This window comes from Variovorax sp. Varisp53 (assembly GCF_059491555.1).
The window spans coordinates 4,852,156-4,866,088 of sequence record NZ_CP168512.1 but is presented as its reverse complement, the minus strand read 5'-3'; the positions used below and the strand labels follow the sequence as shown (position 1 = coordinate 4,866,088).

The 13,933-nt window shown below is 66.1% G+C and carries 12 protein-coding genes; 7 read left to right on the top strand and 5 right to left on the bottom strand.

Going from position 1 to position 13,933, the window contains the following annotated elements; all coding sequences use genetic code 11:
• Positions 1-12 precede the first annotated feature (12 nt).
• From ACEOAB_RS22810 to ACEOAB_RS22800, 3 genes are all read left to right on the top strand, one after another.
• On the top strand, positions 13-678 hold the full coding sequence (locus ACEOAB_RS22810) for a response regulator transcription factor (RefSeq protein WP_413748892.1): 666 nt from the start codon (positions 13-15) through the stop codon (positions 676-678).
• Between the two features lie 131 nt (positions 679-809).
• Positions 810-1,187: a response regulator transcription factor gene (locus ACEOAB_RS22805; RefSeq protein WP_413748891.1), complete on the top strand. Its 378-nt coding sequence runs from the start codon at positions 810-812 to the stop codon at positions 1,185-1,187.
• 149 nt (positions 1,188-1,336) lie between these two features.
• Complete coding sequence (locus ACEOAB_RS22800) at positions 1,337-2,404, top strand: sensor histidine kinase (protein WP_413748890.1); 1,068 nt, start codon at positions 1,337-1,339, stop codon at positions 2,402-2,404.
• A gap of 79 nt (positions 2,405-2,483) precedes the next feature.
• Here ACEOAB_RS22800 and ACEOAB_RS22795 read toward each other — a convergent pair whose 3' ends face one another.
• Positions 2,484-3,773 carry an epoxide hydrolase family protein gene (locus ACEOAB_RS22795; RefSeq protein WP_413748889.1) on the bottom strand — a complete coding sequence of 430 codons (1,290 nt, stop codon included), beginning with the start codon at positions 3,771-3,773 and terminating at the stop codon, positions 2,484-2,486.
• A gap of 262 nt (positions 3,774-4,035) precedes the next feature.
• On the opposite strand from ACEOAB_RS22795, the gene ACEOAB_RS22790 reads away from it, so the two are divergent.
• Positions 4,036-6,897: an ATP-binding protein gene (locus ACEOAB_RS22790; RefSeq protein ID WP_413748888.1), complete on the top strand. Its 2,862-nt coding sequence runs from the start codon at positions 4,036-4,038 to the stop codon at positions 6,895-6,897.
• A gap of 50 nt (positions 6,898-6,947) precedes the next feature.
• Here the strand turns inward: ACEOAB_RS22790 and ACEOAB_RS22785 are convergent, their stop codons facing one another.
• Together ACEOAB_RS22785 and ACEOAB_RS22780 are read right to left on the bottom strand one after the other, a co-directional pair.
• On the bottom strand, positions 6,948-8,396 hold the full coding sequence (locus ACEOAB_RS22785) for an aldehyde dehydrogenase family protein (RefSeq protein WP_413748887.1): 1,449 nt from the start codon (positions 8,394-8,396) through the stop codon (positions 6,948-6,950).
• A gap of 49 nt (positions 8,397-8,445) precedes the next feature.
• Positions 8,446-9,468: an alpha/beta fold hydrolase gene (locus tag ACEOAB_RS22780; protein ID WP_413748886.1), complete on the bottom strand. Its 1,023-nt coding sequence runs from the start codon at positions 9,466-9,468 to the stop codon at positions 8,446-8,448.
• A 230-nt stretch (positions 9,469-9,698) separates the two neighbouring features.
• On the opposite strand from ACEOAB_RS22780, the gene ACEOAB_RS22775 reads away from it, so the two are divergent.
• Positions 9,699-10,625: an alpha/beta fold hydrolase gene (locus ACEOAB_RS22775; RefSeq protein ID WP_413748885.1), complete on the top strand. Its 927-nt coding sequence runs from the start codon at positions 9,699-9,701 to the stop codon at positions 10,623-10,625.
• Between the two features lie 88 nt (positions 10,626-10,713).
• Here the strand turns inward: ACEOAB_RS22775 and ACEOAB_RS22770 are convergent, their stop codons facing one another.
• A complete protein-coding gene (locus ACEOAB_RS22770; protein WP_413748884.1) occupies positions 10,714-11,310 on the bottom strand; it encodes a cytochrome P460 family protein in 597 nt (198 codons plus the stop codon).
• A gap of 348 nt (positions 11,311-11,658) precedes the next feature.
• Entirely contained in the window at positions 11,659-12,297 is a 639-nt protein-coding gene (locus ACEOAB_RS22765) for a TetR/AcrR family transcriptional regulator (protein WP_413748883.1), read from the bottom strand.
• Positions 12,298-12,393: 96 nt separating this feature from the next.
• Here ACEOAB_RS22765 and ACEOAB_RS22760 point away from each other — a divergent pair, with 96 nt between their 5' ends.
• Together ACEOAB_RS22760 and ACEOAB_RS22755 are read left to right on the top strand one after the other, a co-directional pair.
• Positions 12,394-13,287 (top strand): NAD(P)/FAD-dependent oxidoreductase, encoded by an 894-nt coding sequence (locus tag ACEOAB_RS22760; protein ID WP_413748882.1) that lies wholly within the window; start codon positions 12,394-12,396, stop codon positions 13,285-13,287.
• Between the two features lie 139 nt (positions 13,288-13,426).
• The gene (locus ACEOAB_RS22755) at positions 13,427-13,888 is read left to right on the top strand and encodes a methyltransferase family protein (RefSeq protein ID WP_413748881.1); all 462 of its coding nucleotides are present in this window, start codon (positions 13,427-13,429) and stop codon (positions 13,886-13,888) included.
• The last annotated feature ends 45 nt before the right edge of the window (positions 13,889-13,933 follow it).

Here is a 13,933-nt window from a genome sequence, read left to right as displayed (position 1 = left end):
ATGTCCACACCCATGCCCCTGCGCAGCCCCCTTCCGGGCGCCGCGCCGGATGTCCAGGCCATGCGTTGCGTGTTCATCGTCGACGATGACGAGCTGGTGCGCAATGCACTGGGCAGCCTTCTGCGCTCGATCGACCTGACGGTGCGGACCTTCGCCACAACCGAGGCTTTCCTGGCCGCGCCGCGCGCCGACGGGCCTTCTTGCTTGGTCCTCGATGTACGCCTGCGCGGGCAGAGCGGCCTTGCCTTCCAGCAATCGCTGCTCGAGCTCGGCCAGCCCCACATGCCGATCGTGTTCATGACCGGCCACGGCGACATTGCCATGACCGTGAAGGCGATGAAAGCCGGGGCCGTGGACTTTCTCGCGAAGCCTTTCCGCGACCAGGACATGATTGATGCGGTCATTGCCGCGTTGGACCGCGACGCCCGTCGCCTCGAGACCGCGCGAATGCAGCAGGCGACGCGCGACTGCTGGGAGTCGCTGACGCCGCGCGAGCGGGAGGTGGTGCAGCACGTGGCCGGCGGCCTGATGAACAAACAGATTGCTGGCCGCATGGGCATCGCGGAGATCACGGCGAAGATCCACCGCGGCCAGGCAATGCGCAAGATGAACTCGCGCTCGGTTGCCGAACTCGTGCGCAAGATGGAGGCGCTCGGTGTCGTGGAAAGCGCGCGCTGAGACTGCGCCGCGCGCCATACGTAGAGATGATGGCGCAGCGCGCTGGCGCCGGTATCCTGCAATCTTGGGCAATGGCGGGAACGGTCCCGCGCCTTCACCAGAGTACCCGCGGTAGAGAACGGGATTCCTCCTTGTCCCAGTCAGCCATCGAACTCGTTTCCATCGTCGACGACGATCCTTTCGTGCGCGCGGCGACGTGCAGTCTCGTGCGCTCGATCGGATGGGAGGCGCGCACATTCGCGTCGGCCAGCGACTTCCTGGCCTCCGGCGTGCCGAGCCGCACGCGCTGCCTCATCTGCGACATCCAGATGCCGGCCATGGACGGCATCGAGCTGCTGGAGTGCCTTGAACGCGAAGGCCTGCGCGTGCCTACGCTCTTCATCAGTGCCTTCGCCACAGCCCGTACGCGCGAGCGCGTGCAAGCCAGCCCGGCGCTGTGCCTGATCGAGAAGCCGATCGACGCCGCCGAACTCGAGGTCTGGATCGGCCGCGCGCTCGGCCGCGGCTGAGCCCATGGGGGGCCTCGCGCTACCCCGATGCATGGGGCAGGCAAACCTTCGTAGGGGTACTGCAAACGCTGGTGCGATGGTGCGCACCTTGTCCCGCGTGATGTCATCTCCCTCATGCCGACACTTGCATCGGCGACAGGAGAAAGCGAATGACAAAGAAGCCCGCAACGTCCATCAGCCCCGTCCATCCGGTGGACACATCCGAAGCGCTCGCCGGAGCCGTTCCGGATTCCGTTGCACCGGGCCGTCGCTCCCACAGCCTGGCGTTGATCGGGGCGCGCGCGATCGCGGTCGCCTCGTTCGGACAGAACGCCCATGCCGCGACGCTTGCGCCGCTGGCCTGCCCGCTCGATGACGGCATGCTGTGGGTCTTGTGCGTGTCCATGCTCGTTGGCTTCATGCTGCTCTCGGTCTTCCTCTGGATCGAGGCAACGGACCACCACGCCGGTGCGGCGCGCCTGGCACGCGCCATGGAACGTCACAGCGGCAACGCGCGCATGCCCGAGCTCGCCGAGAGCGGGCCGCGCTCGATCGCGCGGCTGGCACGCGCGATCAACACTGTTCGCTGTCGCCAGGCCGAGCGCGAGGCGGAGCATCTGGATGTGCAGGCTGCCTACGCACACGACCTGCGCACGCCGCTGACCCGCATGGGACTGCGCTGCGAGATGCTGGAGGACGACGCGCTCCGCGAAGCCATGGAGCGCGATCTCGCGCAGATGCGCGAACTGGTCGAGGCCAGCGTCGCCAGCGCGCGGATGCAGCGCAACGTGGCCGAGCCACTGCAGCGCATCGATGCCGATGGCCTGCTCGGCAACCTGATGCGCGACTACCGCGAAGCGGGCCGCGCGATCGTGCTCGACGGCCGCATCGGGCAGCCGGTGGTGGCCTGCCCGCTCGCGCTGCGCCGCGTGCTCGCCAACCTGATCGACAACGCGCTGCGCTACGGCAGCGACGTGCGGATCTGCGCTCGCGTCGATGCGAAGAGCCTGGTGCTGGCCGTGCAGGACTCGGGCCCGGGCATCCGGGCGGCGCAGATGGACGCTGTTTTCGCGCCGTGGATCCGCGCGCAACAAGGGCAGAAGGGCAAGCCGGGGTCAGGTCTGGGCCTTGCGATCGCACAGCGCCTGGCGCGATCGATGCACGGTGACCTGCAGCTGGAGAACCGTCGTGGCGGCGGTCTCGAGGCTCGGCTCACGCTGCCGCTCGTGGTCGCATGACGCCGACTCAATGCCGCGAGCGCCGCGGCAGCATCCGGTGCGGACGGGCCCGCGAACGCAGGCCCGTGAACGTCCTTGCTCAGCGCAGCGACCTGAACGCCGCACGTACTTCCTGGCTGAACAACTGCGGCTGCTCCCACGCGGCGAAGTGGCCGCCATTGTCGACCTCGTTCCAGTACACGAGGTTGTGGTACGCGCGCTCCGCCCAGCTGCGCGGGGCTTGGTAGATCTCGCCAGGAAACACGGTCACGGCAGCCGGCAGCGAGATGTCCACCGCGTTGAAGTTGTTCGAGTGATCCTCCCAGTAGATCTGCGCCGCCGAGGTTGCGCTGTTGGTCAGCCAGTACAACGAGATGTCGTCGAGCATTTCGTCGCGTGGCAGCACGCGCTCGGGCACGCCGCCCGAATAGGTCCAGGTGGCGAACTTGTCGTAGATCCACGCAGCCTGGCCCGCGGGCGAGTCGGCCAGGGCATAGCCCAGCGTCTGCGGGCGCGTGACCATCATCGCGGAGTAGCCGGAACTGTTCTTGTAGAAGTCGTCGAGTTTGTCGAAGGCCGCGCGTTCCTTCGTGGACAGCCCGGCGGGCGCGGGGCGGCCCGCGGCGAGGATCGCGGCGATCTCGGCGGGCACCGTGCCCGGCATGTTGACGTGAATGCCGATCAGGCCCGGCACCTTCTGCATCGCCATTCGGTGCGATATCACCGAGCCGCAATCGCCGCCCTGCGACACGAACTGCGTGTAGCCCAGGCGCGCCATCAACACGCCCCAGGCGCGCGCGATGTGGTTGGAGTCCCAGCCGGTGGCCTCGGGCTGGCCCGAGAAGCCGAAGCCGGGCAGCGAGGGCAGCACCAGGTGGAATGCGTCCTCCGCGCGGCCGCCGTGGGCGGTCGGGTCGGTCAGCGGGCCCACGACCTTGAGCAACTCGAAGATCGAGCCCGGCCAGCCGTGCGTCATGACCAGCGGCATCGCATTGGCGTGGCGCGAGCGGATGTGCGCGAACTGGATATCGAGGCCGTCGATGTTGGTCACGAACTGCGGCACGGCGTTGAGTCGTGCCTCGCCCTTGCGCCAGTCGTAGTCGGTGGACCAGTAGCGCACCAGCGAGCGCAGCGTCGCAAGCCGCACCCCTTGCGATTCGTCGGCGACGGTCTCGGCGGTCGGCCATCGGGTCGCGGCGAGTCGTCGGCGCAGGTCGATGAGCGCTTCGCGGTCGACATTCACGCGGAAAGGCCGTACCGAGGTGTCGTCGGGGCTGGCCCTTTCGGGGCGCAGCATGGCAAAGGCGCCAGTGGCGACGGAGGCCGCGCTGAAGGCCATCGACGCGGCGAGCAGGTGGCGGCGTGAGAGGGAAGGATGAAGGACGCTCATGTTGGATCTCAATGAAGTTGGAACCGCTTCATTGAAGTTGGAGGATGTATCTGGCATGTGTGAGGAATCGCCCGAATCGTGTATGCAGGTACCTCGCGCGTGCGCAGATAAACACCTATACAAACAGGCCGGCGTAGCGACCCCGGCAAACTTCGGATCGCCCGCCTGGTCCCTCGGTTATGCTCCCGTCCGCCCGCGCCGCCGAGGATGCGGCTTGCCCGATTCCGCCGCCTGTGCAGCACGCCGCATTTCCCGATCCGTCATGAGCGACGAAAGCTTCCTCCAGACCGCTGACCCCATCTTCTTCGGACCCTTCACGCTGCGCGTTGCGCAGCGGCTCCTGGAGCGCGACGGGGTGCCTGTGGATCTTGGGGGACGAGCAATGGACGTCCTCCTCGCCCTGATCGCCAAAGCCAATGTGATCGTGAGCAAGCAGGAACTCATGGCGCAGGCCTGGCCCGGCATGGTCGTCTCCGACGGAAGCCTGCGCTACCAGATCACGATGCTGCGGCAGGCACTCGACGACGGGCGGGACGGCGCGCGGTATCTGTCGAACGTCGTCGGCCGTGGCTATTGCTTCGTCGCCCCCATCACCAAGGCGGTTGCAGGCCCCGATGCGCAGCCGAGCGCCGAAGAAAATCCGCTCGAACCAGGTCTTCCCGCACAGCCGGTGGAGCTGGTCGGCCGCGCCAAGGACCTGGCCGCGATCTCGACACAACTGCTCAAGGGACGGTTCGTCACCATCGTGGGTTCGGGCGGCGTGGGCAAGACGACGGTCGCGCTGCGCGTGGGGCAGGATCTGCTGCGCGACTTCGGCGGGGCCGTCGTGTTCGTGGACCTTTCCATGCTGATGGACCCCGGCCTGGTGCCGACCGCCATCGCGTCGATGCTGCGGCTTTCGGTGCGCTCCGCCGATCCGGTGCCCAGCCTGATCGCCTATCTGCGGGAAAGGCGGATGCTGCTGATACTGGACAACTGCGAGCACGTGATCGCGGCGGCCGCATCGCTGGCCGAGCGCATCTTCCAGGCTGCGCCCCATGTCCACATGCTCGCCACGAGTCGCGAAGCGCTGCGCGTCCAAGGCGAGCACATTCACCTGCTCGATCCGTTGGCCAACCCGCCCGACCAGCCCGGGCTCGTCGCGCGCGACATCCTCATGTATCCCGCCACACGTCTGTTCGTCGAGCGCGCCGGCGCCAGTGGCGCGATGCCGGACCTGAACGACGCAGATGCTCCCGTCATCGCGAAGATCTGCAGAAAGCTCGATGGCGTCGCACTGGCCATCGAGCTCGCGGCCCGCCGCGTTGCCGCCTACGGACTGCACCAGACAGCCACCCTTCTCGACGAGCGCCTGGCGCTTTCGTGGCCGGGGCAACGCACTGCGCAGCCCCGGCACCAGACCTTGCAGGCCACGCTGGACTGGAGCTATGAGCTTCTCGACATGCCGGAGCGCACCGTGCTTTGCCGGTTGTCGGTCTTCGTGGGCCATTTCTCGCTGGAGGCTGCCCGCGAAGTGGCAGGGGGGCAAGACCTGACGCAGGCGCAGGTGGTCGACGCCATTGCGAGCCTTGCGGAGAAGTCGCTGCTCTCCATCCGGCGCTCCGCCGCGTCGGCCCAATACCGGCTCCTCGAGAGCACACGCGCGTACGCGCATTCCAAGGCGGGGACGGACCTGGCAGACGCAGCCGCGCGGCGCCATGCGATCTACTTCCGACAGCGACTGGAGCAGATGGCCACGAAGGACGATGCGTTTTCACGCGACACGGCTCGTGCGTCGGATCTCGCGGACCTGGGCAACGTGAGGGCGGCTCTCGCGTGGTGCTTCCACCGCACCGATGCCAGGGAGCTGGGCGTTTCTCTGGCGGTGGCGGCTGTGCCGGCCTTCATGGCGATGTCCTTGCTTGCGGAGTGCCACGACTGGTCCAGGCGCGCGCTCGGCGAACTGACGGCTGCCACGCGCGGCAGCCCCGCGGAAATGCATCTCCAGGCGGCTGTCGGCCTGTCGCAGATGTTCACCCGAGGGCACAGCGACCAGGTGCGCCATGCGCTCGAACGCAGCCTCGAGGTGGCCGAAGAGCTCGGCGACGCCCGCAGCCAAGTCGAGTTGCTGGGGCGCCTGCAGATCTTTCATGAGCGGATAGGAGACTTCGTCGAGTCGCTCAGCCATGCCAAGCGCTGCGCCGCCGTGGCGGCTTCCATCAACGATGAAACGGCGCAGGCGACGGCCAACTCGCTGGTGGGTCTTTGCCATCATCTGGTAGGAGACCAACCTCGTGCACGGCACTTCCTGGAAGCCGCGATAGCGGGTGCTGCGGTTTCGCGGCAGCACAGCAGCATCTACTCCGGCTTCGACTTTCACAATCGCGCGTGCATCGCGCTGGCCAGGACCTTGTGGCTGCAGGGGCATCCCTCGCAAGCCGTTGTCGTCGCGCAGCGTGCCGTCGAGGAGGCCCGGCACCTGAACCACCCGGTGACGCTGTGCATTGCCCTGATATGGGCCGTGTCCGTGTACATGTGGGTCGGCGATCTCGCGCAGGCCGAGCAGGACATCGACAGGTTCATCGCCTATGCCGAATCGCATTCGCTGACGCCTTACCTGGCGGTGGGCCGCGGCGTCAAGGGCGAGCTCGCCGTCAAGCGCGGCGATGCCGCACGAGGCGTCCAGGCGATTCAGGGGGCCCTGATCGAGCTTCGCGAATCACGCTACGAGCTGCTCACCACGTCGTTCAACATCACGCTCGCCGAAGGCCTGAACGCCGTTGGCAAGAACGACGACGCGCTGGAGTTGATGAACGACACCCTCGCGCTCGTGCATGCCAAGGGTGACCTCTACAACCTTCCGGAGCTTCTTCGTCTGAAGGCACTAGCCCTCTCGCACGCCGTGCCGCCGCGCATTGCACATGCCGAGGAATCATTGCTCGAGGCGCTGGCAATCAGCAGGCAGCAGGGCGCCCGTTCCTGGGAACTTCGCGTTGCAACGGACTTGGCGCGCCTTTGGGAAAAGGGCGAGCGCGGACAGGAGGGCCGAGACCTGCTCGCTGGCGTCCTCGCCCGCTACACCGAAGGCTTCGAGACGGCGGATCTGCAAGCAGCCCAACGGTTGCTGAGAGACTCGACGACGTAGAGCGTGCCCCGGGGCGCGGGGCCGTGAACCCAGCCGGCAAGCGATCGTGCTCAAGCTGCCTGACGGGGCTGCACAAGGCCGTTCGGGATGGCAATGGTCTTGGGCTCCAGGAATGCTTCCATGCCGAAGATGCCAAACTCCCTGCCGATGCCCGACTGCTTGACGCCGCCGAATGGCGCGATCAACTCGGGCGTGATGCGATTGACCAGCACCGTGCCGGCGCGCAACCGCGAGGCCACACCGAGGGCGCGCGTCGGCTGCGACGAAAAGACGTAGGCCTGCAAGCCGTACACGGAGTCATTCGCGATGGCAACGGCTTCATCCTCGTCGTCATAGCCGATCACCGAGAGCACCGGCCCGAAGATCTCCTCGCGTGCGATGTCCATGTCGTTGCGCACGCCGGCGAATACGGTGGGCCGCACGAACCAGCCCTTGTCAAGACCGTCCGGGCGGCCCTCGCCGCCGGCCACGAGCGTCGCGCCCTGCGCCAGACCGCGGCGGATGAAATGCTGCACGCGCTCGAACTGCGCCTTGCTCGCGAGCGGCCCGACGGCGGTGGCGGCGTCGCGCGGATCGCCCACGCGCATGGCGGCCACCATGGCCTGCAGGCGTTCGATGGCCTGCGTCATGTGCACGTTCGGGATCAGGAGTCGCGTGCCGGCCACGCAGGCCTGGCCGTTGTTCATGAAGGCCGCGTTCAGCGCCATGGGCAACACGGCGGCCATGTCGGCGTCGTCCAGTATCACGGTGGCCGACTTGCCCGAAAGCGCCAGGCTCACGCGCTTCATGGTATCCAGGCCCGCGCGCGCAATGAGCTTGCCGGTCTGCGTGGAACCGGTGAACGAGATCTTTGCGATTCCCGGGCTGGTGGAGATCTCGTCGCCGACATCGCCGCCGCGCCCGAGCAGTACATTGACGACGCCGGCTGGCAGGCCCGCGTCATGCAATGCCTCGGTCACGACCTGCGCCTGCAGCGGGCCCAGCTCGCTGGGCTTGACGACCGAGGCACAGCCTGCAGCGATGGCCGATGCCAACTTGCTGCAAATGCTTCCGGCCGTGCTGTTCCAGGGGGCGATGAGGCCGGCGACGCCGACGGGCTCCATCACCACGGTGGCGTCGCCCAGGCGGCGTTCGAAGACGTAGTCTTGCAGCATCCGTGCCGTGCTGGCGAAGCATTGCGAGGCGTAGTTGCTGACCCATTGCGAACGGGCCAAGGGGCCGCCGTACTCCTCGATCGTGGCCTCGCAGATCTGGTCGGTGCGCGCCAGCACGGCGGCCTCGAGGCGTTTGAGCATCTCGATGCGCTGTGCCTTGGTGCTGCCGGCCAGCCCCGGTTGTGCCCGATTCGCCGCATCGATCGCTCGCTTCGCATCGTCGCGGTTCGCCAAGGTCACTGTGCCGATGACCTGCTCGGTGGCGGGATTGACTATCTCCAGCCGCTCGCTGCCCTGCACGGGCACGAAGGCCCCATCGATGTATGCCTGATGGATGTCCCACATGGCTTGTATTCCTGTGCCTTGGAAGTGATTGCCCGACGACGGACGCGACTCACCCGCGCGCGACGTCGATCACGGCCTTTGCGAAGGCCTCGGGCGCTTCCTGCGGCAGGTTGTGGCCGATGCCGCCGCTCACCAGCCGGTGCTCGTAGCGCCCCGAGAACTTCTTCGCATAGGCGCTGGGCTCGGGGTGCGGCGCGCCGTTGGCGTCGCCCTCCAGCGTGATGGTCGGCACGCCGATCACGGGTGCCTTGGCGAGCCGGTCTTCCAGTGCCTGGTACTTCGCCTCGCCGTCGGCCAGGCCCAGGCGCCAGCGGTAGTTGTGCACGGTGATGGCCACGTGGTCGGGGTTCTCGAACGCGACGGCGCTGCGATCGAAGGTGGCCGCATCGAAGTTCCACTTGGGCGATGCGGTCTGCCAGATGAGCTTGGCGAAGTCGTGGCGGTTCTTCTCGTAGCCCGCGCGGCCGCGCTCGGTCGCGAAGTAGTACTGGTACCACCATTGCAACTCGGCCTGCGGCGGCAGGGGGATCTTGCCGGCCTCCTGGCTGCCGATGAGGTAGCCGCTGACCGACACCAGCGCCTTCACGCGCTCCGGCCACAGCGCGGCCATGATGCATGCCGTGCGTGCGCCCCAGTCGCAGCCGGCAACGGTGGCTGACTGAATCTTCAGCGCATCCATCAGCGCGATGATGTCCACGGCAACGACCGACTGCTGGCCGTTGCGCGGGGTGTCGGCCGACAGGAACCGCGTGGTGCCATAGCCGCGCAGGTACGGCACGATCACGCGGAATCCAGCGGCGGCCAGCTGTGGTGCGACGTCGACGAACATGTGGATGTCGTAGGGCCAGCCGTGAAGAAGAATCACCGGCGCGCCGTTGGCCGGACCTGCTTCGAAATATCCGATGTTGAGGCTGCCGGCGTCGATGCTCTTGAGCGGCTCGAGGCGCCTGACGGCGCCTGTGCCGGCAGATTGGGCGAAGGCGGGCACGATCGAAGTCAGCTGGACGGCAGCCACGCCGAGCACCGCCTTGGCCAGGAAAGAGCGACGGGGCAACTGAGAGGAATCGGTCATTTTGAAATTTCCTTGAATCCGAAGTGATTGATGAGCACCGGAGTGGTGGTCAGCCGGATCGCACGCGCCTTCCGAACTGATGGGGAGATTGTTCGGCGCGCGGAGCGCCTGGCGCCCGGTTTGCGTATGCCTGTGTATCTGGGCCGGCTTCGTCAACACTAAATTTCAATCGGAGCATTCGCACAGGCCGGTCGTTTGCAAAGTAATGTCGCAAGGCAAGCCTCGTACACATGCGCATACAGAGAAGGCTCGCGATCTGCGGGCCGCTCCTAAATTCGCCGTCGTCGGCTCCATCCGACTTAGTTTTTTCTCAACGTCGAATCAAGGAAATCGTCATGACAAAGTTCTCTCGCCGCATCGGCATAGCTCTGGTTGCCAGTTCTGTCGGCCTGGCCATCCTTGCGCCATTGCAAGCCGCCGCGCAGTCGGGTGCGGCAGCGCATCCATCCAAGCCAACGATCGTGCTCGTGCACGGGGCGTTCGCGGATTCGTCCAGTTGGGACGGCGTGGTGCGCGACCTGAAGACTCGGCATTACCCGGTCATCGCCGCCGCGAACCCGCTGCGTGGGCCCAAGTTCGATGCCGCCGCCGTCGCCAGCGGCGTCGATTCGGTCAAGGGGCCGGTCGTTCTCGTCGGCCATTCGTATGGAGGCTCGGTGATCTCGGAGGCCGCCAGCGGAAAGACCAATGTCAAGGCGCTGGTGTTCGTGGCGGCATTCGCGCCGGAGGCCGGCGAGACGGCGATCGGCCTCACCGGGAAATTTCCGGGCAGCACGCTCGGCCCGGCGCTTGCCCCGGCGGTGTCGCTGGCCGACGGCGGCAAGGACCTGTACATCCAGCAGGACAAGTTTCCAGCCCAGTTCGCGGCCGACGTGCCCCTCGAAAAGGCACGCCTGATGGCCGTCGGGCAGCGCCCCATTTCTGAAGCCGCGCTGAACGAACCGGCCGAGGCGCCGGCCTGGAAATCGGTGCCGTCGTGGTTCATCTACGGTGATCGCGACAAGAACATTCCGCCCGCAGCGATGGCCTTCATGGCCGAGCGTGCGAAGGCCGTGAAGACCGTGGTGATCAAGGGGGCGTCGCACGTGGTGATGACGTCGCAGCCCGATGCCGTGACAAAGGTGATTGTCGAGGCGGCGGCGGCGCTGGATCGCTGAGCGAGCCGAGCGGCGACCGGAGGCGCCACTTTACCGACGCGGGCGCCCAGCCTCGACTGGGCGCCCATTTTTTTGCCAACGCCGCGAGTCAGCGCGCGAGCCGAGTGAACACGTAGTCGTGGTTCTTCACCAGCGCCTGGTGACAGGAGAAGCAGGTCTGGTGCTGTGCCAGGTCGACAGGTTTGCCGTCGACGAAGCGACCGAATCCCCAACCGCCGGTGGTGGGGTATTTCTTCGAGTCTTTCACCATCACTTGCACAGTGGTGGCCGCACCCGGAATGGACGCGGGCGCAAACTCCGGCGACTGCACATGCTTCCATGCCAGCTTGACGAGCACGGTGCCGTCGGGGAACGGCAGCGTGTCCTGGTCGTAGGCCTGGATCGCCTTGGCGTTGCCGAGCACGACGCGCAATTCGTTCAGCGGCTCCGCCTCGATGGCGGGCGCAATCAACTGCCACTGCCGGTAGCCCTTGGGAAGGACGACGCCATAGATCGGCGAAGCGTTCGGGTTCTTGGCGGCACTGCCGGTTTCCTCGGCCGCGTTGGCGGCCACCGCGAAGATGCTGAAGGCCGCTGCAAATGCGAGGGCGCCGAGGCCGGTGCGCTTCGCCAGCCCGGCCTTGTGGGAAAAAGATTCCTTCGTGGCATCCGCACTGGGAACCTGATGCGTGTGGGGACTTTTCATGGGGAGCGATGTTGGTTGGGAATGAAATGCCAGCCGGATGCAAAGCCGGCCAGGCGACTGTGTGCACCGATGTTCTGCGGTTTTTTTCCTGTCCCGAGGCGTTGCGTATGCGCCTGTATCCCGCTTCGCGGTCAACACACTACGTTTCATGGACACGTCATCTCGCCGACGTCGAAGACTGCTGCTCGCCGAGGTAGTGCGGCCGTAGCCCTCCTAGGTCTTGGCCCTCACCGCGTGAGCAACCGCTTCCTCTCTGCGTGAATTGGAAGTCCCGATCCGAAGCGGGTATTGGTGATTGACGGGCTCGAGATCGCCGCATGCTCGCGACCTCAGGCCGCTTTGTGGAGCCTACGCGCCGTATGCCGCCATGAAGACCCGAACGGCCTCGCGCAGAAGAGTCCTGTTTTCCCGGGTATCCGGCATCTCGAGCTTCAGCAGTCCGCGGATGTGCCCGGAGCCCAGGAACATCGACAGGAACAGGTCCGCTGCCTGAAGCGGGTTCCGCACCTTCAGCGTGCCCGCCGAGTTGGCACGGCGCAGGTATGCAGCCAGCTCGTCGTTCACACGCTCCGGGCCCTCCTTGTATAACGCACGGCAGACTTCCGGCTGCGCCCCCGCGACGCCATAGACAGCGCGCAACGCGCCCAGCGCGTCCCCGCGCGCCAGTGCGAGAAACCGAGTGCCGATCGCCAGCAGCACCTTCTCCGGCTGGTCCGGGTCCAGCGTCCCGGCGCCCGGGAAGCCAGCCACCACGGCTGCCGTCCTGTCGCGCACGACCGCCTGGAACAGCCCCTCCTTGGAGCCGAAGTTGCTGTACACGGTCATCTTTGAAACACCTGCGTCCGCAGCGATGGCATCCACGCTGGCACGCTCCAGACCATGCTCGTCGAAGTGCCTTTGTGCCGCTTCCAGGATGCGCCGGCCCCGCTCGGGATCACGGGGCCGCCCGCGTTGGGGCTTGGGAGCAGGAACTGTGAGGCGGGTCATGGGCAGATTTAGTGGACTTGACAGTTTACTATATCTGCCTCACATTACTGTACTTGATAGTCCAGTAATCAGCCGACCCACACGGAGCCCATCACCATGAATGACGTCATCATCATCGGCGGCAGCTTTGCCGGCCTCGCCGCCGCCCTGCAGCTCGGCCGTGCCCGCCGCAAGGTCACCGTTCTCGATACCGGCCTGCCGCGCAATCGCTTCGCCGGCCACTCGCATGGCCTGCTCGGCCACGATCACAAGCCACCGCTGGACATCCTGGCCGAGGCGCGGCAGCAGCTGGCGCGGTATCCCACGATCAGGCTGGTCAATGCCCGGGCCGACAGCGTTTCCGGCGCCATCGACGATTTCTCCGTCCTCACTGGCGATGGCGAAAGCCTCGGGGCGCGCCGCGTGATCCTGAGCTACGGCGTCGCCGACCAGATGCCTGATGTTCCGGGCTTCGCCGAAAGCTGGGGCACGTCCATCGTGCCCTGCCCCTATTGCGACGGCTTTGAAGTCGCCGGCCAGCATTGGGGCCTCGTCTGGTCCGGTCCGCAGTCGCACCAATCTGCCAGGCTGTTCCACGATTGGACCGACAAGTTGACTGTCTTCGCCGATGGTCACGACATTGCGCCCGATATCCGGGCCGATCTGGCGCGCCGCAAAGTACCTGTCGTTGATGGCCGGATCATCGAGATCGCCCATCGCAAGGGCCAAATCAGCACTGTCAATCTCGATACCGGGCGCAATGTGGCGGTCGACATCCTGTTCGCCCAGCCGCGCAACAAGCCGTCCGCAAGCCTGCATGAATCACTGGGCCTCGCCACGGGGGATACGCCTACCGGCATCGTCCTCAAGGTCGACGAGCGCCGCCAAACCAGCATGCCCGGCATCTACGCCGCCGGCGACCTCGCCACGACCTTCTTGCCCTCGGTCACCCAGGCATCGTCGCAGGGCGCGATGGCGGGCATCTTCGCCCAGCAATCGATGCTGGTTTGAGGGCATGGATTCCCTTCTCCGGTTGCCGCGGGCTATCGCCAGAGGGGCGATCCCGGCGAGGGCGATCCGCAAGACTTGCCACTAGTGAGGCGTGTGCGTGGCGGGTCATGCCGGGCGCCAGGCCTCATCATGGAGTGTTATGAGCGTGCTTGAACTGAAGGTTCCTCCCCCCATCGTGGCGCTTGTCCTGGCGCTTCTCATGTGGCTGACGCCAGCCGTCGCGGGCCTCGTGCAGATTCCCTATCCGGCCCGTGTGCTTTGCGCCGTCGTTCTGGTGTGCGTCGGCCAAGGCATCAGCATCGCCGGAATGGTTGCGTTTCGGCGCGCCAAGACCACCGTGAACCCGATCAAGGCAAGCCTGGCGTCCTCGTTGGTCATACGAGGCGTGTACCGCTATACGCGCAACCCCATGTATGTCGGGCTCTTGCTTACCCTGTTGGCGTGGGCAGTGTTTCTGGCGAATCCGCTCGCTGTCCTGTGGGTTGTCGTGTACGTGCTGTACATCACCCGGTTCCAAATCATCCCGGAAGAGCGCGTTTTGGCGTCTCTATTTGGGGCAGAGTACGAGGCTTACAAAGGGCGGGTACGCAGATGGGTATGAGGCCTAACGGGTCTGCAAACGCTTTCCCTCTAAGTCAAACACGTT

Coding starts and splice junctions, on each gene's coding strand:
- ACEOAB_RS22780 (WP_413748886.1), bottom strand. CDS start 9,468: ATGACCGATTCCTCTCAGTTGCCCCGTCGCTCTTTCCTGGCCAAGGCG.
- ACEOAB_RS22765 (WP_413748883.1), bottom strand. CDS start 12,297: ATGACCCGCCTCACAGTTCCTGCTCCCAAGCCCCAACGCGGGCGGCCC.
- ACEOAB_RS22810 (WP_413748892.1), top strand. CDS start 13: ATGCCCCTGCGCAGCCCCCTTCCGGGCGCCGCGCCGGATGTCCAGGCC.
- ACEOAB_RS22775 (WP_413748885.1), top strand. CDS start 9,699: ATGCGCATACAGAGAAGGCTCGCGATCTGCGGGCCGCTCCTAAATTCG.
- ACEOAB_RS22795 (WP_413748889.1), bottom strand. CDS start 3,773: ATGAGCGTCCTTCATCCTTCCCTCTCACGCCGCCACCTGCTCGCCGCG.
- ACEOAB_RS22770 (WP_413748884.1), bottom strand. CDS start 11,310: ATGAAAAGTCCCCACACGCATCAGGTTCCCAGTGCGGATGCCACGAAG.
- ACEOAB_RS22755 (WP_413748881.1), top strand. CDS start 13,427: ATGAGCGTGCTTGAACTGAAGGTTCCTCCCCCCATCGTGGCGCTTGTC.
- ACEOAB_RS22800 (WP_413748890.1), top strand. CDS start 1,337: ATGACAAAGAAGCCCGCAACGTCCATCAGCCCCGTCCATCCGGTGGAC.
- ACEOAB_RS22760 (WP_413748882.1), top strand. CDS start 12,394: ATGAATGACGTCATCATCATCGGCGGCAGCTTTGCCGGCCTCGCCGCC.
- ACEOAB_RS22790 (WP_413748888.1), top strand. CDS start 4,036: ATGAGCGACGAAAGCTTCCTCCAGACCGCTGACCCCATCTTCTTCGGA.
- ACEOAB_RS22785 (WP_413748887.1), bottom strand. CDS start 8,396: ATGTGGGACATCCATCAGGCATACATCGATGGGGCCTTCGTGCCCGTG.